At 46.0% G+C, this 22606-nt stretch carries 19 protein-coding genes; 15 read left to right on the top strand and 4 right to left on the bottom strand.

The features are described from left to right. The first annotated feature begins 101 nt into the window (after nt 1-101). From KFF44_RS12915 to KFF44_RS12865, 11 genes are read left to right on the top strand one after another with little or no spacing between them, the layout of a single operon-like run. Nucleotides 102-1265 (top strand): aldo/keto reductase, encoded by a 1164-nt coding sequence (locus KFF44_RS12915; protein WP_255934836.1) that lies wholly within the window; start codon nt 102-104, stop codon nt 1263-1265. Further along, complete coding sequence (locus tag KFF44_RS12910) at nt 1255-2079, top strand: amidohydrolase (protein WP_255934834.1); 825 nt, start codon at nt 1255-1257, stop codon at nt 2077-2079. The genes KFF44_RS12915 and KFF44_RS12910 overlap by 11 nt, the downstream gene beginning before the upstream one ends. Continuing rightward, nucleotides 2069-2392, top strand: coding sequence for a UxaA family hydrolase (locus tag KFF44_RS12905; RefSeq protein WP_255934832.1), 324 nt, complete (start codon nt 2069-2071; stop codon nt 2390-2392). The genes KFF44_RS12910 and KFF44_RS12905 overlap by 11 nt, the downstream gene beginning before the upstream one ends. Continuing rightward, nucleotides 2389-3588 carry a UxaA family hydrolase gene (locus KFF44_RS12900; protein WP_255934830.1) on the top strand — a complete coding sequence of 400 codons (1200 nt, stop codon included), beginning with the start codon at nt 2389-2391 and terminating at the stop codon, nt 3586-3588. Before KFF44_RS12905 ends, KFF44_RS12900 begins: the two co-directional genes overlap by 4 nt. Before the next feature lie 3 nt (nt 3589-3591). Then, nucleotides 3592-4773, top strand: a complete 1182-nt coding sequence (locus KFF44_RS12895) for a fumarylacetoacetate hydrolase family protein (RefSeq protein ID WP_255934828.1) — start codon at nt 3592-3594, stop codon at nt 4771-4773. Between the two features lie 15 nt (nt 4774-4788). Continuing rightward, on the top strand, nt 4789-6228 hold the full coding sequence (locus KFF44_RS12890; RefSeq protein WP_255934826.1) for an aldehyde dehydrogenase family protein: 1440 nt from the start codon (nt 4789-4791) through the stop codon (nt 6226-6228). Continuing rightward, a complete protein-coding gene (locus tag KFF44_RS12885) occupies nt 6228-6959 on the top strand; it encodes an SDR family oxidoreductase (protein ID WP_305118787.1) in 732 nt (243 codons plus the stop codon). The genes KFF44_RS12890 and KFF44_RS12885 overlap by 1 nt, the downstream gene beginning before the upstream one ends. 10 nt (nt 6960-6969) lie before the next feature. After that, complete coding sequence (locus KFF44_RS12880; RefSeq protein WP_255934823.1) at nt 6970-7299, top strand: L-rhamnose mutarotase; 330 nt, start codon at nt 6970-6972, stop codon at nt 7297-7299. A 12-nt stretch (nt 7300-7311) separates the two neighbouring features. After that, nucleotides 7312-8142: a fumarylacetoacetate hydrolase family protein gene (locus KFF44_RS12875; protein ID WP_255934821.1), complete on the top strand. Its 831-nt coding sequence runs from the start codon at nt 7312-7314 to the stop codon at nt 8140-8142. Then, nucleotides 8142-9269: an alpha-hydroxy acid oxidase gene (locus KFF44_RS12870; RefSeq protein ID WP_255934820.1), complete on the top strand. Its 1128-nt coding sequence runs from the start codon at nt 8142-8144 to the stop codon at nt 9267-9269. The genes KFF44_RS12875 and KFF44_RS12870 overlap by 1 nt, the downstream gene beginning before the upstream one ends. A gap of 39 nt (nt 9270-9308) precedes the next feature. Continuing rightward, nucleotides 9309-9740 carry an RbsD/FucU family protein gene (locus tag KFF44_RS12865; RefSeq protein ID WP_255934819.1) on the top strand — a complete coding sequence of 144 codons (432 nt, stop codon included), beginning with the start codon at nt 9309-9311 and terminating at the stop codon, nt 9738-9740. A 125-nt stretch (nt 9741-9865) separates the two neighbouring features. Here KFF44_RS12865 and KFF44_RS12860 read toward each other — a convergent pair whose 3' ends face one another. From KFF44_RS12860 to KFF44_RS12845, 4 genes are all read right to left on the bottom strand, one after another. Then, nucleotides 9866-10348, bottom strand: coding sequence for a MarR family winged helix-turn-helix transcriptional regulator (locus KFF44_RS12860; RefSeq protein WP_255934816.1), 483 nt, complete (start codon nt 10346-10348; stop codon nt 9866-9868). A gap of 15 nt (nt 10349-10363) precedes the next feature. Beyond that, complete coding sequence (locus KFF44_RS12855) at nt 10364-11989, bottom strand: BCCT family transporter (protein WP_255934814.1); 1626 nt, start codon at nt 11987-11989, stop codon at nt 10364-10366. Beyond that, the gene (locus KFF44_RS12850) at nt 11990-13978 is read right to left on the bottom strand and encodes a tetratricopeptide repeat-containing sulfotransferase family protein (RefSeq protein WP_255934812.1); all 1989 of its coding nucleotides are present in this window, start codon (nt 13976-13978) and stop codon (nt 11990-11992) included. Between the two features lie 78 nt (nt 13979-14056). Continuing rightward, entirely contained in the window at nt 14057-16552 is a 2496-nt protein-coding gene (locus KFF44_RS12845) for a TonB-dependent receptor (RefSeq protein WP_255934810.1), read from the bottom strand. A 543-nt stretch (nt 16553-17095) separates the two neighbouring features. Between KFF44_RS12845 and KFF44_RS12840 the strand changes: the two genes are divergently transcribed. Genes KFF44_RS12840 through KFF44_RS12825 form a run of 4 tightly spaced genes read left to right on the top strand, consistent with a single transcriptional unit; the run spans nt 17096 to nt 22336 of the window. After that, nucleotides 17096-17509, top strand: coding sequence for a GntR family transcriptional regulator (locus KFF44_RS12840; protein WP_255934807.1), 414 nt, complete (start codon nt 17096-17098; stop codon nt 17507-17509). A 2-nt stretch (nt 17510-17511) separates the two neighbouring features. Beyond that, on the top strand, nt 17512-18417 hold the full coding sequence (locus KFF44_RS12835; protein WP_255934799.1) for an ABC transporter ATP-binding protein: 906 nt from the start codon (nt 17512-17514) through the stop codon (nt 18415-18417). An 11-nt stretch (nt 18418-18428) separates the two neighbouring features. Beyond that, on the top strand, nt 18429-20249 hold the full coding sequence (locus KFF44_RS12830) for a hypothetical protein (protein ID WP_255934797.1): 1821 nt from the start codon (nt 18429-18431) through the stop codon (nt 20247-20249). Between the two features lie 41 nt (nt 20250-20290). Then, nucleotides 20291-22336 carry a prolyl oligopeptidase family serine peptidase gene (locus tag KFF44_RS12825; RefSeq protein ID WP_255934794.1) on the top strand — a complete coding sequence of 682 codons (2046 nt, stop codon included), beginning with the start codon at nt 20291-20293 and terminating at the stop codon, nt 22334-22336. Nucleotides 22337-22606: the final 270 nt, after the last annotated feature.

Genomic DNA, 22606 nt, shown 5'->3' with positions numbered 1-22606 from the left:
AATTTTTATATAAAAGAAATAATTTCATACTTGAAAAAATATACCTTAGTAGTATTGTGAATTTAACAAACAAGCAAGAGTCGTGTTTGCGGGTTTGGCTGATGGCTGTGGTATATCTTGGTAACTCATCAGAGAATGTCGGAAGAGTGCAGGGATGTGATGATGGCTTGACGCAACAGTTATTTATGTGGGGCAATATGATTACAGATAATAAAATGACAGATAATGATGTAATTTTATCTCGTGATTTAGGTGATTTTAAAATTTCTGAGTTGGGGCTTGGTGGGGCAGCACTTGGTAATTTATTTCAGCCTGTAACAAATGAAGATGCGTTACAAACGATTGAGGCCGCATTAGGCCTGCATATTAATTATATTGATACAGCTCCGTTTTATGGGTTTGGTATTTCTGAACGCCGTATCGGAGATATGTTGCGCCCGCTGCCGCGAGATAGCTTTGTTTTATCAACAAAAGTTGGGCGCTTGCTGGTTCCTGATGAAGGGCGCGATATTAATCAAGTCTATGATGGATATGCCACCCCTATGCCGTTCCGTCCAGAATACGATTACAGCTATGATGGTATCATGCGTTCCCATGAAGCTAGTTTGCACCGTTTAGGCCTGTCGAAAATCGATATCCTGCTTGTGCATGATATTGGTGAAGTTACTCACGGTGTGGATAATTTGCACCACATGAAAGTGTTGGAACAATCTGGTTATCGAGCGCTGGAAGAACTTCGAGCAAATGGGGATATTAAATATATTGGCTTGGGGGTGAATGAATGGCAGGTATGTGAAGCGGTGATGGAGTTCGGCCACTGGGATTGTTTCCTGATGGCAGGCAGGTACACACTGATGGAACAGACAGTGTTGGATAGTTTCTTTCCAAAGTGTGAAGCCCATGGCGCCAAGATCATTATTGGCGGCGCCTACAATTCTGGAATTTTGGCCACAGGAACAAAGGGGCCAGAGCCTGTCTATTATAACTATGAAGTCGCGCCGCCAGAGGTGATTAATCATGTACGGGCTATTGAAGAGGTTACAGAGGCACATAATGTAACGCTCGCTGCGGCAGCGTTGCAATTCCCTTTGGCTCATCCGCTAGTGAAATCCGTTGTGCCCGGTTTGCGGAGTGTTGGTCAGGTAAAGGCCACTTGGGATTTATACCGTGAACAGATTCCAAACGCGTTTTGGTCAGACCTTTTATCGGCAGGCTTGATTGATGTTCGCAGTCCGTTGCCAAAAGGAGAGAGCCATGCGGATTGATGCTCATCAACATTTCTGGCAAATCAACAGGGGTGATTACGGTTGGCTAACACCTGACTTGGATATTTTATACAAAGATTATCTGCCTGAAAACCTTCATGATTTAATGGTGAGGTGTCAGATAGACGGCACAGTTTTGGTTCAGGCAGCACCTACTGTGAACGAAACTCATTACATGTTGTCGCTTGCTGACGAGTACGACTTCATTAAAGGAGTTGTTGGTTGGATAGACTTTGAGAGTAACAGTGCAATTGATCAGTTAAACCAACTTTCGAAGCATCCGAAACTTAAAGGTGTTCGGCCGATGATCCAGGATATTGCTGATCCTGAATGGATGTTATCGAAGGCTTTTGATCCAGTTTATACGAAACTTGTGGAATGGGGGCTGTGTTTTGACGCACTGGTTTTGCCAAGCCATTTACCAAGTCTTTTAGTTCTGCTCAAGCGCTACCCAAACCTAAAAGCTGTTATTGACCATGGCGCCAAGCCAAAAATCGCGGACGGAGAGTTTGATGATTGGGCGGATGGTATGAAGCATTTGGCCGATGAAACCGATGCATTTTGTAAGGTCTCAGGTTTGTGGACTGAAGCTGGTGGCGATGTCAGTGCTGAAACAATTTTGCCGTACATTACCCACCTTCTGAAATGTTTTGGCCCTAAGCGTCTGACGTGGGGCAGTGACTGGCCTGTCCTTAATCTGGCTGGTGATTATGGCGATTGGTATGCTCAAGTGCAGGCCATTTTTGATGGTCTTGATGATAAAGACCAGGCGGCAATCTTTGGCGGCACAGCGGAGGCGTTTTATGGCCTCTAGCAAGAATATCTCAAGCAGCTTTCTATTATTGCACCCTTCCGACAATATGTTGGTCTGTGTCCAGGCTTGTAAGGTGGGTCAGGTTATCGAAATCGAAGGTGAAACATACACGCTTGATGCAGATATTGGTGTGGGTCACAAAATCTCCAGAAGGTTCATCGCTTCGGGCGAAAAAATACTGAGGTATGGTGTACCAATCGGTACCTTAACCGTTGATACAAGTGCAGGTTGCCATATCCACGGACATAATCTGAAAAGCGATTATATCGCAAGTACACGCCGCGATTCTGTTTCTATTGGAGGCGCATCATGATTAAAGGATATTTACGTAGCGATGGCCGCAAAGGTATTCGTAATGTGACAATAGTTGCCTATTTGGTTGAATGTGCACATCATGTTGCACGTCAAATTGTCAATCAGGCGGGTGACCAAAATATACAGCTTGTTGGTTTCCCTGGCTGTTTTCCGAACGAATATGCGCTTAAAATGATGAAACAGATTGGAACCCACCCTAATGTTGGTGCAGTGTTGCTGGTATCACTTGGCTGTGAAGGTTTTAACCGTGAGGATTTAAAGCAATCGGTGGCTGCGACCGGTAGACCTGTCAAAACTTTGATAATTCAGGAAGATGGCGGAACGCTTGCAACGATCCAGAAGGGTGTAGAAGCTGCGAAACAGATGCAGGCTGAAATCAATACACTTGTTTCTGTTTCTATGGATGTCTCTGAACTCGTCATCGGTACCATTTGTGGCGGTTCCGATAGCACAAGTGGCATAACTGCAAACCCCGTAGTTGGGCGTGCATTCGATAGATTGGTGGGCGAAGGGGCAACATGTATATTTGAGGAAACCGGAGAACTGATCGGGTGTGAAGCTATCATGGAAGAGCGTGCGGTTACTCCTGAGTTGGGTGACGAGCTTCGTGCATCAATCGAGAAAGCGGAACGCTATTATGCGACGCTTGGATATGGTTCGTTTGCGCCAGGAAATGCTGACGGCGGCCTGACCACCATAGAAGAAAAATCATTGGGCGCGTACTCTAAATCTGGGGACTCCCTTATCGCTGGGCTGATTAAGCCCGGCGATACTCCTCCTCGAAGTGGCCTTTACCTGATGGATGTAGTCCCGGATGGTGAGGTCCGCTTCGGCTTCCCGAACATCTCTGATAATGCCGAGATCGTTGAGATGATAGCAAGTGGATGCCACCTGACACTATTTACGACAGGACGCGGTTCTGTTGTAGGTTCTGCGGTTTCACCTGTTATCAAGATTTGTGCGAACCCCGAAACGTATCGCAAATTATCTGGTGATATGGATATCAACGCAGGGCGTATTATTGAAGGCGAGGCGACACTCGATGAAGTTGGTGTTGAACTTTATGAGCGTGTGATCGAGGTGGCGCAAGGTGATCAAAGCGTTTCAGAGGCATTGGGGCATCAGGAATTTATTTTGACCTACAAAAGTTTTGAACCTATTGGGCCTGCTTGCCTTCCTTCAGGAGGAGTATAAATAATGTTGCCGTTTGAACATTATTTACCAGAAGACTATCACCAGGCGATCCTTATTGGCCGTGTTTGGGAACCCGCACAGGGAGAAAAGCCGGCGGGTCCAATTCCGATACTTATAGTTGATGATAAAGTTTTTGATATCAGTGGTTTATACCCAACGGTTGCCCACATTTTCGCATCCTCAAATTACAAAGAGACGCTTGCAGCACTTCATGGAGCACCTGCTTTATGTTCCATTGCTGAATTGATTGAAATGTCACTGAGCGCTGGTGGTCGCGGTGATAAACGTCACCTTTTAGCACCCGTTGATCTTCAACCCGTTAAGGCATGTGGTGTCACCTTTGCTTCAAGCATGATTGAACGTGTAATAGAGGAAAAAGCAGCGGGGGATTTTGAAAAAGCAGCGGCGATTAGGGATGAATTACAGGATGCTATCGGTGGCAGCCTGGCCAATATCGAACCTGGCAGTGAAGCAGCAGCGAAGTTGAAGGTTGCACTTATTGAAGCAGGCTATTGGTCTCAGTATTTGGAAGTGGGTATCGGGCCTGATGCCGAGGTATTTTCGAAAGCTTCTGTTCTATCAAGTGTTGGTTTAGGGGCGGAAATTGGCCTGCACCCCAAGTCTGAATGGAATAACCCTGAGCCTGAAATTGTATTGATTGTTGACCCTGAGCAGAACATCGTTGGAGTAACACTTGGTAATGACGTGAACTTACGTGACATTGAGGGACGTAGTGCGCTTTTGCTCGGAAAAGCCAAGGATAACAATGCATCCTGTTCGCTTGGACCTTTTATCCGCCTGCTGGATGATAACTTTACCAAAGATGATGTTCGTAACGCGGTTTTATCCCTTAAGATTGAAGGGCCTGATGGTTACGTGCTGGATGGTAAGAGCAGTATGGCCGAGATCAGCCGCGATATTGAAGATTTGGTTCGACAAGCCTCCGGGGCTACACACCAGTACCCTGACGGTTTCGCCTTAATGACTGGTACCTTGTTTGCACCAACAGATGATAGAGACACCAAAGATATGGGCTTTACTCATAAGCTTGAGGATGTGGTTCGTATATCCACGCAAAAGCTCGGAACCTTGGAAAACCAGGTGACACTGAGCGATAAAGCACCACCATGGCGCTTTGGTATCATGGCCTTAATCGCGAGCTTACGCGAACGGAATTTAATCTAAATTTGTGAGTATATAATGACTAATTTTGATAACTATATAAATGGTGAGTGGGTTGGTTCAGGTAAGCGAACGCCTAATATAAACCCGTCTAATGTTGCAGATGTTATCGGCCATTTTGCTTCTGCGACAAGTGAAGAGACAGAAGTCGCTATTCAGGCGGCGAAAGCGGCCTTACCAGCGTGGCAAAGCCTAGGCATTCAAGCGCGTAGTGACATGCTCAGGAAAGCAGGTGAATTGATTTTAGAGCGCTCAGCTGAGCTGGGTAAGCTTTTGGCGCGAGAAGAAGGTAAAACGCTTCCTGAGGGAATTGGTGAAGCCGGGCGCGCTGGTCATATATTTCTTTTCTTTGCGGCAGAGGTTTTGCGCGTAGGCGGTGATATACTTCCTTCAGTGCGCCCGGGGCTTGATGCTATGGTCGAACGCGAACCCGTTGGTGTTGTTGGCCTTATAACGCCTTGGAACTTTCCGATTGCGATCCCGGCGTGGAAGGTGGCGCCAGCACTAGCGTATGGAAATACCGTTGTCTTGAAACCTGCAGAACTTGTGCCTGGATGTGCTCATGCCATTGCGGGCATTTTAGACGAAGTTGGCTTACCAAAGGGGGTGTTTAATCTCGTTTGTGGCAAGGGTAGCGTTGTCGGTGAGCATTTTGTGAATTCGCAAGACGTTCATGCGATCAGTTTCACAGGGTCTGTTAATACCGGCCGGAATATTGCTGCAAAATGTGCCGCAACTATGAAGAAGTTTCAGTTAGAGATGGGGGGTAAGAACCCACTGGTCATACTTGATGATGCTGATCTCGATATTGCTGTTGACTGTGCTGTTCAGGGTGCATTTTATTCCACTGGACAACGATGTACGGCCTCCAGTCGCTTGATCGTCACGGAGGGTATTTATGACGCATTCCTCAATCGGATGATTGAGGCCACATCTGGCCTGAAAGTCGGTGACGCACTTGATAGCGAAACCCAGATAGGCCCGGTGGTTGACCAGCGTCAGTTGGATCAGGATTTACGTTACATCAATATCGCACAGGAAGAAGGGGCAAAACTTGTTGCTGGCGGTAAACAAATAAGCGGTGAAACCGAAGGGTTCTATCTTGAACCAACGCTGTTTGCGGAAACAAAAAACAGCATGGTTATAAATCAGGAAGAAGTTTTTGGCCCGGTTGCGACCATTATTAAGGTCAAGGATTATACCGAAGCGCTAGCAGTCGCCAATGACACAGATTTTGGGCTTTCGAGTGGTATTTGCACCAGTTCCCTGAAATATGCGAGCGACTTTAGAAAAAATGCCAAGGCAGGCATGGTAATGGTGAACTTACCAACTGCAGGTGTTGATTATCATGTGCCTTTTGGCGGGACGAAGGGATCAAGCTATGGCCCGCGTGAGCAAGGAACCTATGCGCGCGAGTTCTACACGACCGTTAAAACCAGTTACATCAGGAGTAGCTGATGGGACAGTTAGACGGCAAGACAGCCCTTGTTACTGCGGCAGGACAGGGTATTGGCAAAGCCAGTGCTGAGATGTTTGCCCGTGAGGGGGCGCGGGTTATTGCAACGGATATCAATGGAGACGCTCTAACTGAGTTAAGTAGCTGTTCAACGCGTGTTCTGGATGTGCTTGACGGTGATGCTATTAGTGATATTGCAGCCGACCTGGGCGCTATTGACATATTATTCAACTGCGCTGGGTTTGTTGCAAGTGGCACGATCCTTGATTGCCCGGAAGAAGATTGGGACTTTTCCTTCAATTTAAATGCAAAAGCCATGTACCGAATGGTGCGCGCGTTTTTACCTGCAATGATAGAAAATGGTGGCGGATCGATCATCAATATGTCGTCGGTGGCGAGCTCGGTTCTTGGAGTTCCAAACAGATTTGTTTATGGCGCGTCAAAGGCGGCAGTTATTGGCCTTACAAAGGCTGTAGCTGCTGACTTTGTAACAAAAGGTATTCGATGTAATGCCATTTGCCCCGGGACAGTTCAGTCACCATCTCTGGATGAGCGGCTTAAGGCTACAGGTGATTATGAAAAAGCAAAAGCTGATTTTATAGCAAGGCAGCCTATGGGCCGTGTAGGGGAACCAGACGAAGTTGCAGCGTTAGCACTCTATTTAGCAAGCGATTTATCAAAGTTCACCACTGGTCAGTGCCACGTCATCGACGGTGGCTGGTCTAATATCTAAGGTTTTGAATATGCAACGTGAATGTTTTGCGATGGATCTGAAGAATGATCCTGCGCTCATTGCGGAATATGAGGCATGGCATACAAAAGTTTGGCCTGAAGTGCTAGCCCACGGTCGACGTTCTGGCATCGCTTCTATGGAAATTTACCGAATTGAAAACAGGCTATTCATGATCACCGAGGTTGATGATGATTTTGACCCCGCTTCTCGAAGCAATCCGGGTGCTGGTAATCCTAAGGTAGAAGAATGGGAAGAGCTGATGTGGACGTTCCAGCAAGCTCTGCCATGGGCAAAGCCCTGCGAAAAATGGCTTCCAATGACAAAAATTTTTGAATTATAGATTGAGATACCTATGAAACTTTTACGATACGGTTCGGTGGGCAACGAGAAGCCTGCGATATTGGATAATGACGGAAATATCCGCTCTTTGACCGAAATTGTTGATGATATCTATGCGGATGAACTGGATAAGCTCTCGGCGGTTGATGTTACCGCTCTTCCTATCGTTAGTGATGACGTGCGTATTGGTCCTTGCGTGGCAAATGTCGGTAAATTTATCTGCATTGGACTGAACTACGCTGATCATGCCGCTGAAAGCGGGATGGAACTTCCACCAGAACCTGTGATCTTCATGAAGGCTACAAGCGCGATCTGCGGGCCAAATGATGATGTTATCAAGCCCCATGGGTCTACCAAGCTTGATTGGGAAGTTGAACTGGGTGTTGTTGTCGGTAAAGAGCTTCGGTATGCGTCAGAGGAAGAAGCCGCAGATGCCATTGCTGGCTACTGTGTGATCAACGATATTTCAGAGCGGGCATTCCAGCTCGAAATGTCAGGACAATGGGTTAAGGGTAAAAGTAATGACACGTTTGGCCCAATTGGGCCGTATCTTGTGACACCTGATGAAGTAGACGATCCTGATAATCTTAAAATGTGGTTAGAGGTTAACGGTCATCGTTATCAGGATGGTAATACGAAAACTATGGTCTACAAACCTGCCTTTACGCTTGCGTATTTATCTAAGTTTATGAGCCTTCAGCCGGGCGATGTAATCTCTACGGGAACCCCGCCCGGGGTTGGGCTGGGTCAAACGCCGCCAACATATTTGGATGTCGGGGATGTTATGGAACTTGGGATTGAGGACCTAGGTAGCCAAAAGCAAACTGTTGTGGTTGCTGAGTAATGAAACTCGCTAATTGTCATAATATTGCGGACCTCAGGAAAGCGGCAAAAAGCCGTCTTCCAGCACCCATGTTCCATTATATTGATGGCGGCTCCGACGATGAGTGGACGCTCAAGAACAACACTCGGGCGTTCGATAAATATGAGCTTACACCTAAAGTGCTCAAAAATGTCGAAACGATTGATCTCAAAACCAAAATTCTAGGCACCGAGATCGATCTACCGTTTTTCCTTTCACCAACCGGAATGTCACGACTGTTTAACCATGAAAAGGAGATCGCGGTTGCGAAGGCAGCTGAGAAGTTTGGTACAGCTTATTCCCTGTCAACGCTTGGCACGACCAGCCTTGAAGATATTGCTGAAACAGTGAAAACACCAAAAATCTTTCAGCTTTATATCCTGAAAGATCGTGGATTGACGAAAGAGTTTGTCGATCGCTGCAAGGCTGCGGGTTACACGGCTCTTGCCCTTACAGTGGATATGCCCGTCGCAGGTAACCGCGAGAGGGATTATCGAACAGGCATGGTGATGCCGCCCAAATTTGGCCTGAAAAGCTTAACAAGTTTTGCCATGCACCCTCATTGGTCGCTTAATTTTATGCTCAATCCCAATTTTACGCTAGCTAACGTTGCACACCGGGTTGACGCCCTCGGTGGCGGGGCTATGGGATTGATTGACTATGTGAATAGCCAGTTTGATCGAACTGTCAACTGGGATGATGCTGAATGGCTAATCAAACAGTGGGATGGCCCTTTTATCATCAAGGGCCTGCAACACCCTGAGGACGCGAAGCGCGCACGAGACATAGGGGCTACAGCCCTAATGATATCCAATCATGGTGGACGGCAGATGGACGGTGCGCCAGCCCCGATTGACTGCGTGAAAGCAATTAGAGATGCCATTGACCGAGACCTTGAATTGATCGTTGATGGTGGAATCCGGCGCGGTAGTCATGTTTTGAAGGCGATCAGGGAAGGGGCGGATGCTTGCTCTGTTGGGCGTGCATATCTCTACGGCCTTGCAGCAGGAGGGCAAAAGGGTGTGGAACGTGCGCTTACTCTTTTGAAATCCGAAATCGAGCGTAATATGGCCCTGATGGGGGCGAATCGTATAAATGATCTTATTTGAATGTACTCGTAGCCGATTTGGCAATAATAGGAGAAAATCATGCTGAGGGGAATTGATCCAATTTTACCACCTGAGTTGCTACGTATCCTGCGTGCAATGGGGCATGGTGACGAAATAGCAATTGTTGATGCGAACTTCCCTGCCGAGACTAACGCTAATCGCCTGATTAGGTGTGATGGAGTGAGCGCTACGCAAATGCTTGAAGCTATTGTGAAACTTATGCCACTGGATAGTTTTGTTGATCATGCGGCGTTTTCTATGCAAGTCGTTGATGAGCCTGATATTACGCCTGAAATTGTATATGAGTTTGGTAAGATCATTGCTGAACTCGCTGATCACAACACGGCCATTAATCCTATTGAACGTTTTCAGTTTTACGATAAAACGCGTACAGCTTTTGCAATTGTTACCACCGGCGAACGTCGATTATACGGCAATATTATTCTCAAAAAAGGTATAATTAGAAACTAGCTTTCAACAAATCGCCTGATTGGTCTTTCCAGAGCAAGTTTTAATCCTACAAAGATTGTAAAATCAGCACAAAGAGCTGTCGAGCAAGTAAATTTTGTTTATGTGTCGGACTAGGGAAAATTGCGTTACTCAGTCAAACTGTCCACCGCTCCGATATCAAGGACAGGCGCAGCATCCAATTCTTCAGCTTCCAGTATCACCGCTGTTCGCTCTAAGGCTGCAAGAAGAAATGCCTGTTCCCAATCGTCCATTTTTACGAACCCTCGTTCGAAACGTTGTTGCAAGGTGTTTGGTGCATTATAAAGCATTGTGTGGCCTTCATGGGTAAGTTTTACATGAATACGGCGCTTATCGTTTGGGTCACGTTCACGAATGATAAGCTTTCGTTTCTCTAACTTGTCCAACAGCGCTGTTACCGTTGCCTGGCTAAGGGAAACCTCCTTGGCAAGGAAGCTCGGCATCGCATCTCCTTCTTTTGCGATGACCTGCATCAAAATCAGCTGCGAGGGTGTTAGTCCACATTCTTTTGCTAACGCCCGTGAGCTGATTTCAGTAGCTCGTAGTATTTGCCTTAACGCAACTAAGGATGGTTCCAGCCGGTCTGTCATTTCGTCGTCTCATGTTTACTTATTATGCTTACTTGGAACATATTCCGTCATTAGCCCACGGTAAAGGCTTACGCAACAAACAAGTAGCACAAGTGCGAAAGGTAATCCTGCCGCAATTGTCCCCGCCTGCAAAGACGATAATGCGGCGCTCCCGCCTCCAATCAATAGCACAATAGCAACCAAGCCCTGAAGCACGGCCCAAAATACACGCTGGACTGTGGGTGCATGTAGTTTGCCACCAGCCGTTATACTATCAATCACAAGGGACCCGGAATCCGACGAGGTCACAAAAAAGACGACGAGTAGCACAATCGCGACGAGTGATGAGAACTGGGCAAACGGTAAATTCTCCAACATCTGAAAAAGGACAAGAGAAACATCTGTAATGCCCTGAGGAAGACTGCCAACATTATTATCGATCTGTTCAAGGGCTGTTACGCCGAATGATGTGAACCAGATAATTGCGACAAATACTGGCACAACGAGAACAGCAGCCATAAATTCCCGTATGGTTCGTCCTTTTGATACACGCGCAATAAACATCCCAACGAAAGGCGACCATGAGACCCACCATGCCCAGTAGAATATGGTCCAGCCATGAAACCAGTCTTTGTCATCACGGCCTAACCAGTTACTGAGTTTAGGTGTGTCGGCAATATAGTTTACTGCGTTTGTGAAAAAGCCTTCGAATATTTTGAACGTCGGGCCAACCGCTACCACAAATATGAGGAATATAATAGCAAGCAGCATATTTATGTTGCTAAGTAGTTTTACACCGCCATCCAGTCCGCGCACCACAGATATTATCGCAAGTCCTGTAATACCAATGATCAATATAATCTGAGTATTTAACGAAGCATCAACACCAAACAGAAAATTAAGCCCTCCCGCAGCCTGTTTGGCACCGAGACCAAGTGAAGTTGCAAGGCCAAAAAGCGTTGCGACAACGGCCAGCAAGTCTATCAAGTGACCAGGCCACCCCCATATACGTTCGCCAAATAAAGGATAGAATGCGGACCGGATCGTGAGTGGCAGGCCTTTATTGAAACTAAAAAACGCAAGTGCAAGCCCAACAACAGCATAAATCGCCCAAGGCGTTATTCCCCAGTGGAAAATGGTTGCGCTGAAGGCCAGCTGTTTTGCTTCACTGGTTAATGGCTCCGCTTCCAAGGGGCTACCTGACCAGGCTGTGTAATAGGCAACTGGTTCCGCGGCCCCGTAAAATACCATCCCTATCCCAACTCCTGCTGAAAACAACATGGAAAGCCAGGATTTCGTGCTAAATTCAGGTCGCGCATCTGAGCCGCCCAGTCGGATACGGCCAAGAGGCGATACTGCAACAATGAAACAAAACAAGAAAACAAGGTTGGTTGTGCTGACAAAGAACCAATCAAAGTTGCCCAGCACCCATGAACGCGCTGAGTTCATCGCGCTGCTTGCGGCTTCAGGGAAAACCAATGTACCAAAAACGAATATTAAAATTGTTACAGCGCTGATTGCGAATACAGGGTTATGAATATCGAGGCCCAGGACTTCAATATTGTCCTGCCCCGCCTCATAATCTGTGTCATAACTGCTTTCTTCAGGGGCAACATGGTCCGGTAAATCAAAATCATCCTGCTTGTCGTCTTGTACGGTCATTTAACGATACTCCTTTAATACAGGACCCAACGATTTTTTCAGAGGATCTAACCATGGTTCAAAATTTTGCCACTGGGCTATGCCGGACTTATAGATAGGTTGCCTGACCTGCTCGGAACTTGCCGTACGCACTGAGCGATCAGTTTTATGGAAGTCTACACAATTTGCTTCAAATGGGAGGCCGCAATAATCCAGGATACGCCTAACCTGAGTTTCCAGATCGGCAACAACATCCTCATATTGAACCCGTAATATCTTGTTTGGCAATACGTGGTCCCAATGCCGCATCAGTTCAACATATCCCTTGTAATACCGCCCGACTTCTTCAAGCCCGTAGGTAAATTCCTGACCTTCAGCAAATAATTGTTTGAAGCCGCTAAAGCAGCACGCCATCGGCTCACGGCGGGCATCAATGATTTTTGCATTTGGAAGTATTAATTGGATCAGTCCTATATGCCTGAAGTTATTCGGCATTTTATCGGTAAAGAAAGGGGCGTGCTTTCGGTGTATACGGGTATCACGAATATACGCCTGTCCTAACTTCTCAAAGTCTTCAGGCTTCATATCATTTAAGACCCCAGGGTACCCCGCTGATGCATCAACTTTGTGATGGCCACGCAGGCGGTGTACCATTGACAAGATATTTGGTAATTCCAATGTCCCATCAACCATGCTGTGAGAGGCAAGTATCTGCTCCAATAAGGTAGAGCCTGCGCGAGGAAGGCCAACAATAAAAATGGGGTCCGGCGCTACATCACCAGTTCTGGTGTGTTTTTCAAATAAGCTTTCGTTGCAAGCGTTTGCAATGGCAGTCAGCTCTTCTGCCATCTGATCAGCTTGATAACGGCTCTGAATGCGTTTCAGTTTGTTACCTCGCTCATAATATGTGAAGGCCTTGGAAAAATCCTGTCTGTCTTCAAACGCTTTACCGAGTGCGAAACAAAATTGACTTTGATGATTGGTGAGCAACTGGCCGCTATCTTCAGCTTTCTGCATCTTGGATAGTTCAGCGTCACTGAACGTATAAGTCTTTAAGTTTGCAAGCGCGTAAAAAGCATCGCCCATCCTTGGGTTGATGGTGCCAGCTTTCTGATAACATTTGATTGCCTCATCCTGCTTGCCAATTGTCTTAAGGGCATGTCCTTTTGATGTTAAGGTAGTTGCATCATCAGGGATTGTTGTCAGGATCTGATCAAACAGCTCAAGCGCTTTATCAAAGTCTCCTGCCTGTAGACTTTCAATCGCATAATGGGATTGAAATACAGGGTTAGCAGGATCACGCTCGTACAAGGCTTTGGCTTCCAAGCAGGCTTTTTCAAACTTCTGCCGCTTGCGTAGCACCCCAATATAATCAATTTGTACTTGAATGTTATCAGGGGCAAACTCCCGAGCACTTTCCACTAGGAACTCTGCATCTTCCAGCACGCCCAAGCGAGACCCTATATCTGCCAAAAGTCGCATGCCTTCAACATGATGAGGCTGGTTTTTCAGAAACTTACGACAAAGGCCTTCGGCTTTCAATAAACGCCCTTCCGCAATCAAATTTGTTACGCTCAACAATTCCTTCGGTAATTGCTGCAACCTTAAAGCCTGCGCCTGCGCAAGTTTGCTTTCCTGCTCGCTGCCTTGTTCCGCCAGTAAACCTGCTTGCATTCGCCAACTGGCTTCCAATGCCGGATTTGCCTCGCATGCACGCGTGAAGGCAACAAGGGCGGCTTTTTTATCCCCTGTTTTTAGGTAAAGGTGGCCTTGCTCTTGAAAACCTCGTCCAAAATCTGGCTGAGCTTCTCGTAATTTGAGGAGTGTATCTTGGGCCTCTTGGTATCGTTTGAGGTAGCGATAACAGACTGCGGTTGTGTATAGGATTTCAGTTCGCGAACTATCTGGAATGTCATGATAGGGCTTCAGTATTTCCAGAGCGGCTAAAAACTTGCCTGAATAGATCGATTGTTGCGCGTTTTTAAGCGCATGTTTGACTGAAGAATCCACGTCAGTTATTGGTCCTAATAATATCAAAGAGGCGCCTTGCAAGCGCCCCAGTTTACTCTATCAACTATAATTAAATGCTCAGAAATCCACTGAAAATCTGACCCCCCATGTTCGTGGACGATTTATTGTTGTTCGCTCCCGGTCAAAGACCAAGCTATTATTCAGTTCAGCCCGTTCGTCGGTTAGGTTTTCGCCGAAAATTTCTGCAGACCATTTGTCGGTGCGAATGCCAAATGCAAAACCAAGTAGGAAATAATCATCTTGCTCAATTCGGTTTATCAGAACGACATCGCTGAATGACGAGCCTGAGTAGGCAATTGACGGCTGAATATGGGCGACAATATCATCGCTATAATCCCATTCATACCGCGCTCGCAAGTTCCCTTGAAACGACGGAGCATAGGATAAATCTTCACCAGGAGCAGCGATCGCGACACTGGCCCCAACCAGTTCGGTAATTTCAGTATCCAAAATTGAAAAAGCGCCAGTTACTGTTAATCCAGGCACTTCGGGCGGAGCCCACGTTACATCACCTTCAATACCCCAGATTTCAGCGTCTGCTGCATTATCAGAGAAAAACAGGTTTGTAACAGTTGGGTCAAAGATCGTTGTTTGCAGATCCTGAATATCAACAAAGAAGGCATTACCGTTAAAACGTACACTGTTGTCAAACAGGTCTAATTTCCAGCCAATTTCATAGTTCGTGACTTCGTCGGTTCTAACCACCGCTGGAACGGCACCATTGCCAGCGCCAGCAGGTCTATTTGGAAGTCCCGGTCTGAACCCTTCCGAGTATGTGAAATAAAAGAGACTAGTATCATCCGGTGTCCAGGAGATGTTACCTTTGAAAACAACACCTTCCGCTTCAGCGCCTTCCGGTACCTGTACGCCATTAATGACCTGAGTTCCATCAAACTGGGTATCCAGATTGGTTCCGAAATTGTTCACGTCAACGCCGCCAAAGTTACCAAAGGAAGAGTTTGCACTTCCTCGCAAGCGAACATCAACATCATGATATCGGGCACCGCCAGTGATCGATAATGTGTCTGGTATTAAGTCATAGGTAACTTCGGCAAAAAGACCAAATTGCTTGTCGGTACGAGTGATATCATTAAAGAAAATGACACCAACAGGTCTTGGATTGGGATCACTTACAGACGAACCTGGTAAAGCCCCATTTTGCGGGAAGCCAAATACACCTGGTGTGAAACTTTCAGCAAACTGCGATCCCGGATAGGTGAAATTATTACGCTCTACAAGTTCTTGGTCGCTATAAAATCCACCGAATGTTGAGCGCAGTCTGTTTTCCTCAGGTGTAGTGAACCTTAGTTCATGTGTGAAAACTTCCGTTTCAGTCTCAGAGTCTACAAATAGATTTGGTGGCTGACAGGTACCCGAGGGCGCTGCATCACCAGGGTATGTTACTGAACCGTCACATATATAGTATGGTAGATATTGACCCACAAAAAGATAATCGGTGTAATCCACCGTCTGATCCGTATCGCGGTTCAGGAAGGCACCGGTGTAGACCACATCAAGCGCCCCCAGACGGCCTTCCAGTGTCCAGGAGGTATTATCAAAATCGTCTTCAATTTCGTCACGGGAGAAGCGTTGAACCGAGAGGTCGTCATCGTCATCCAATTCAGGGTCGATGAAAAATACACCTTCTGAATCGATTTGTTGCCGTGTATGCGTAACAAAGAATGACCAGTCATCATCGATGTCATAACCGAGTGCTAAGCGAAAACCATCATACGACGCATCATTGAAGTTGTCTTCAACGAGTTCAAGATTGTTGGTTTCGAGGAACGTTACGCCTGATAGATCAGCACCAGCCTGAAATCCGTCAGATGTTGGAACACCGTTCGGGCGCGGCGTTGACGATTGAAACCTTGCGCTTTCTGCAGCAGTCCTGGTTCCCGCAACATTGTCAATGTAACCACCCTGATTGTCGGTGTAGAAAACACCACGAACAGCAAGCTTGCCCTCAACAATAGGATAATTGATCACCAATTCCAGTTTTTCACTGGCTTCTCCGCCTTCAGTGAAGGATACGCCGCCGCTTGCGCGTGCTTCAAATTCGTCGAAATTCGGTCGGTTTGTAATAAGGCGAATTGTTCCTGCCTGTGAACTTGCACCAAAAAGAGTGCCTTGCGGGCCAGGTAAAACTTCGATCCGATTAAGATCGGCTGCGTAAACATCCAAATTTCGGCCAACCTGTGTTACCGGTTGCTCATCAAAATAAAGTGCTACATTTGGTGCCAAACCCGCTACTCCGGCGGTGGTAAGGTTTGGGGTCGTTGACGCTAGCCCTCTGATATAAATTGTGCCTTGGCCCGGTCCACTTCCACCAGCGGTAACGCCAGGCAGCTGCAACAGATAGTCACTAAACACATCAACATCGAGCTCTTCAAGGGTGTTTTCACCGAGCGCCTGAACGGCAACAGGGATATCTTGGGTGCTGGCTGCACGCTTCGTGGCAGTTACAACGATTTCTTCAACTTGGGCTATGGCTGTATTTTCGAGAGCAATAGAGAGAGCAATCAAAGACGCCCCTGTGAGATATTTATTCACAAAAAACCTTTCCGGTTGTTTCCGCCGCATCAAAACTATTGTTTTCGATATAATGTTTTGATTTTCTAATTAGTATATTTCAAAGGTTTAAGGCCATTAATTCGAAATGTGAAGTAGAATATGTGAATTTCCACAGAAAACTTACCAAAATCGAGTCCTGTAAGTTTGTTTTTCGTATTACATGATAAAACCGCAGCAAGAGATTTAATTCAATTTACGGTGTTTTAAATAGTGGCGGTCTCTAAAGCATATTGCAAATAGAGAATATTATTGATTGTACTCCTCAGGCTGGTGCTGCTCTGAAAGAAAATCAGACGGAGGCCTTGAAGGTGTTGCGTTAGTTCGATTGTCATTCGCCATTGCAGTGTTTGTATAGTTAAGTGCGCATTGAGGCGGATTTCTATCGATGCTCTATCCGCAAGAGCGGAGTTCTAGATTCAAAGATTTTTTGAAATTTTTATTGACTAATACATGATCAGTGATCTATGTGCACTAGTAATGGTAGTGCAGTTGGTGCACTGCTCTTGTGAAAGATACAATTCGATGAGCGATGCAACAATCAAGATTCAGATTGTTACCGGCGATTCAAGGCCGATCTTTAAGCAGATTGTGGATGGTATCCGTATGGAGATATCGACCGGTAATCTTGCGGTTGGCAGTAAGTTGCCGAGCTACCGTGGTCTTGCCATGCAGCTAATGATCAATCCAAACACTGTCGCCAAAGCTTATAGCGAACTGTCTTCACAAGGCATGGTCGAATCCAGAAAGGGATTGGGCTTATTTGTGGCCGAGCCACGACAGATACTAAGCGCGGATGAAAAAGAGAACCGATTGGAGAAAGCAATAGGGAGTTTCGTCAACGAGACCGTCTATCTCCAATTTACAAAAGAAGAAATTATCGGGCGACTGACAGAACGTCTCGATTTACTCAACGACAGCAAAAAAGACAGGAAATAGTCATGGAACAATATTGTCTTGAAACTCAGGGGTTGACCAAACAGTTTGGTAAAAAGACAGCTTTGAAGGATTTCAACCTAAAGATTCCCCAAGGTGGCATACATGCCATTGTGGGTAGCAATGGAGCGGGAAAGTCGACGCTTTTTCGGCTATTACTAGGCGTAGAAACCCCGACATATGGAAGTGCCAGTTTGCTGGGGGAAAATAGCTTGTCCCTCTCGTCAGACGTTCGTGGCCGGGTTGGCTATGTGAATGAAGAACACACTTTGCCGACCTGGATGCGAGCAAAAGATGTTGTTCGGATGCAAAAAAGCTTTTACCCGAATTGGAATCAATCGATCTATGATGAAGTTATTGCCTATTTTGATGTTGAAGCCGATCAGAAAGTATCAGGGCTTTCCAGAGGTGAGCGAGCAGGGCTTAATCTTTCCATTGCTCTGGCTCAAAGACCGGAAATTCTGATCCTCGACGAGCCGACGTTGGGGCTGGATGTAGTTGCTCGTCAGTCTTTTCTCGAGGCACTCATGTTTACCGAAACAGAAGACAACACCACCATAATCTATTGCTCTCATCAGATGGAGGAAATTGAAAGGGTTGCTGAACGCCTGATCATCATGGAAAACGGCGAGCTTAAGAATAATTCTTCGCCGGACGAATTTGTTGAACGTGTGACCTGTTGGGTAATAGGTCAAAACCTAGTGGCGGCCGAAATCGAAGCACTACCCGGATACCTCACACACAAAAAGATTGGTGAGCAGATACATATCATGGCCGCCGACCAAGATGACAGCTTTGGTACGCAACTGGAAAAAATAAGCGGCGGTTCGGTGAACCAGTTACCGATAAACCTTGAAAAAGCAGTCAATGCTTTCTTGGCGGCAAATCATAAAAAACCTGACAGCAAGTAAGGATAAAAATAATGTTTGAAATTTTTAGAGCCGAATTCCTTAGGTATCGAAAATGGGCGATTCTAATACTATTTGTTCAACTGGGTGTTTGGGCCTTTATCACTAAAGTCAAACCTCTACTTCAACCTCTGACGGAGATTGATGGAATGGTTGCTCTTGTTACAATTATTGGTGGCTTGGTGTTTGGTATATTTCAAATGATCCAGCATAAGCGTAAAGCAAACTGGACATGGTTGATCCAACGTCCTCTTTCCTTGAGCAAAATATATTGTGCACTCTCGGCAGCAGCTATTGCAAATATTCTGATCGCTGTACCTGTTGCGTGGATAATGGTTGTTAGCGGCCTTGACCTTTTCACCAGTACAGTTGTGGATAGCAGGCATTATGTTTATGGGTTACATCTAGCCGGTTTAGCAACGACCGCATATCTTGTTGGTACACTAACAGCCCTCAGCGCGACCCGCGCCGCATTCCTAGCGAGTTTTGTGATCATTCTATGGGTCTATCCAAAACCACAATCTATGACTGTATTCTTTCTGTTGATGAGCTGTGTAATTGCCGGACTTTGGTATTTAAATCTGAAGTGTTTTAAACCTGATTTGACCACTCATGTCCAAAAACCAGAATTCATTATTCTGATGAGTTTGCCAATGCAAGCGACACTGGCATTTCTTTTGATGTTGTCCTCAACATTCTACTACCATATTCCCCGATTTATTATTGGCAACCATCCTGACAATAATCCTGTCGAAGGCTCGATGAGCTATCTTTATCATCTGGACGATAGTCAAACGGTAGGCTTCTTACTGAAAGATACCGAACTCGACGGCAAAGAACGCCTGATACGCCAGACGGAATTGGCCGACGTGGACTGGATAACAACCAATCAATGGACTTTCCCTTCCCGGGATCAGATGTTTTTCCGAGACTGGGGTTATGGCTTGTTTGACGGACCAACCCGAACTCGTTGGGTGTTTGCGAACGACGAAATGATGCTGCAAGGCAGCGGTGATTTATCCGGAAAAATTTCTGGCTGGATTGGCAAAAACGGTTTTGTTGAGCATGGCTATGCAACCGCAGATGATCAGTTTGATACAGTGCCATTCATGCTAGCTGACAAGTTTCTGGTCACTCAAAAACGTGTATATCAAGTCGATTATGAAGAGCGTGAAATGATTGTCAAATTTCAAGTGGCTGAGGGCTCTCGTATTGTTAATCTCCCGCAAATCAATGAAGATTATGTTGCGATTGTCACTGATAAGAATACATTCATTTTTGACAAACAGGCCTTTCTGAATGATATGGAGCCTGCGAAGCCAGACTATAGCTTACCTCATCCACTTGAGCCGTCAAAAATACGCACGATAGAAACACGCAGAATGGTTGATGGTTACTTGGTGCTCTATTTTAGCCGCCACTATAACGGGTTTCAGCAAGAAGCCGCTTCAATTCATTATGCCAGACTTGGTAAAGACATGGAGCAGATAGCCAAGACTGATTTCTACGTAAACAGACACCCCGCAGTCATAGATAATCTTGATTATGTTATCTCACCCGCAGTCTTTATGTGGACTAACCAACTCCTAAGACTGATAGAACCAACGGAAGTATCTTATACATCGATCCGGGAAGTATTTGATCGTGATTTTCAGTCCTCAGTAAAATGGACGGCTCTTGGATTAATGATCTTGTCATCAATTGTTGCCTTTCTGGTATCGCGCCGGATCAGGCTAGGGTCTCCGATGACTATTCTCTGGTCTTCGCTCTGTTTGATCTTCAGCGTACCTGCACTGGTCAGTTTCTTTCTAATGAATAAGGTGAGAGGCGTTTAGCCTCTCGCATGACCGCAAGAACAATAACAGCGAGAAGCAACATGAATAACAAACTAGGAACCCTAGCTGTAGCCGGGGCAATAATGTTTGGTGCCTGTAAAGCCAGTGCGGATCAGATTGACGAGGCGACAAAGCTGAGCGAGGCGATGAACGAGGCTCGACTGATTGAACGTCAAAGCCTTCTTAATCGCCATGCTATTCGCTTGATACGTCTCTCACCAGATGGACGCTATCTAGTGTTTACACAGCGTGTAGAAAAATACACTAAAGTATGGATGCATGACCTGAGTACTAGTCAAAATCATCACCTCTTTACGTCCCAAATTATTAGTGACATTCAATGGAGCGTAGATGCTACACATTTGATTATGGAAACCCGAAGCGGTGTGGCGACAGCATCGATGGATGCGCCTTCGTCCCCTGCACATTTAGTTAATATTGATCGTGATACCCATGAATTTTATCATGGCATTGACCAGTCAAGCCCACACCATATTCTGGCATCGCTCTATAATGACAACGATGAAACCTGGACTTTATATCGCATTGGCATGGATGGTAAAAAGGAAGCGCTGCACACGGGAAAGCAAAAGGTCTATAGTTTCATTACATATAACCAAGGCCCTTTGAGGTTGATGGCTCATGATGATGGCCTTGTACGCCGAATAATGACGGTGAGCGAAGCGGGCGAGAGTGAGGTTCATCAATGCGACTATCATGATGACTGCGAACTTGCTGGGTATGATCCGGCGACCGATACTGTATATTTGGAAGGCCGCCTTGCTGGTGAATTTAAGCGTCTTTACTCGATAGACCTAAAGAGCGGTGCTCTTACATCACTTCATACTGACCCTCAAAACAGATTTGACATAGACCGTATTCGCTTTGATCCGATTACGAAAAAGCCCATTATTGCAGAGTATGAAACAGACTTCCGTGAAGTTTACGCGGTGAACGATCAGGTTAGTGCCCATGTTGCCACAATCAAAGCATCACTTAATTCAAGAGATGTTCGAATTGATACAGCATCACAGGACCGTTGGCTGATCATAGATAGTGATCCAGGTCGTGCACAGCCCAGGTTTTACATTTATGATTTGAAAAAAAGTGAGCTATCGCGGCCTCTCGCAGCGTTCATTGCTAATAATTCACCGACGGAAAACCCGGTACAATCAGGTGAATTGGCGATACGTATACCTTTTTGGCATAAGGCTAGTGACGCTTTTGATCTACAGGGGTATGTCACTTTCCCTCGTGGGCGGAAGATTAGTGAGGCGCCAATGGTCGTCGTACCCCATGGTGGCCCATGGAACCGTGTGGATGGTTCCTTCAGCGGTGATATTCAGTTGCTGGCCAATCGCGGCTACATTGTTTTTGAGCCAAACTTTCGTTCCTCAACAGGTTTTGGACGTGAATATATTTTACAATCAGATCGTGACTTTGGAAACGGACGTGTTCAACAAGATATAATTGATGGCACTGAATATTTGCTGGCGCGTGGTATTGGTGATCGAAATAAGTTGGCGATATTTGGTCACTCTTTCGGTGGTTTTTCCACGATGGCTGCTCTGTCATTTACACCAGAGATGTTCCAGGTGGGCATAGCTGGCGCACCGCCGCCTTCATTAACCAAGACGTTGGAATATTATATCAAGCAACAAGATCGTACACGTGCAGGCGTTTTGAGGACTGACGTTGTTGCTAAGTTGGCAGTAGACATCAACGACCCTCAAGACAGGGACCGTTTATACCGCCAATCGCCAGATGCCCATGCTGATAAAGTCGTGAAACCGCTTTATATAATTGCGGGGGAACGCGATAAGCGTGTCAATATCCTCGACGTAAGGGATTATGCGATCCGCGTTGAACAAAATGGTGTTAAAGTCAGCATGCTCAGCGATTCAAAGGAAGGACACAATTTTAGAAATCCGGTTGCTATCGAAGCATACTTCTATTTTCTTGAAACAGTGCTGAGCTATTATTTGGGGGGGCGTCACGAACCCATAAGCGAAAAAAAGTTGGAACGTTATCTTAAGAAAAATATTGTGATGGGCAACTTACCAACCATTCACGGGAAAACGCGGTAAAACGTGCACAAGCGCAATTTATGCAAGACCAAACCTACAATCAGCCTTCTGTCTTAAGGTTAGGAGGCTGATGCCTGTTCAGTGTCAATCAGTCCACAATTTCGTTATAAATCGGAAATTGAAGCGGTTATTGCACCAAACTTAAGCAATTGTGAATGCGCTTTAGTTAGGAACTTCTGAAAATTAATCATGTTAAACTAGAAGCTCTAAACCCGTAACGTAACTCTCTAATAAATATGGTTACTAAATTATTAACCTGTGATAACGTAC

The organism is Kordiimonas sp. SCSIO 12610, from assembly GCF_024398015.1.
GTDB lineage: Bacteria > Pseudomonadota > Alphaproteobacteria > Sphingomonadales > Kordiimonadaceae > CANLMI01.
This window is presented reverse-complemented; position numbering and strand designations above follow the sequence as displayed.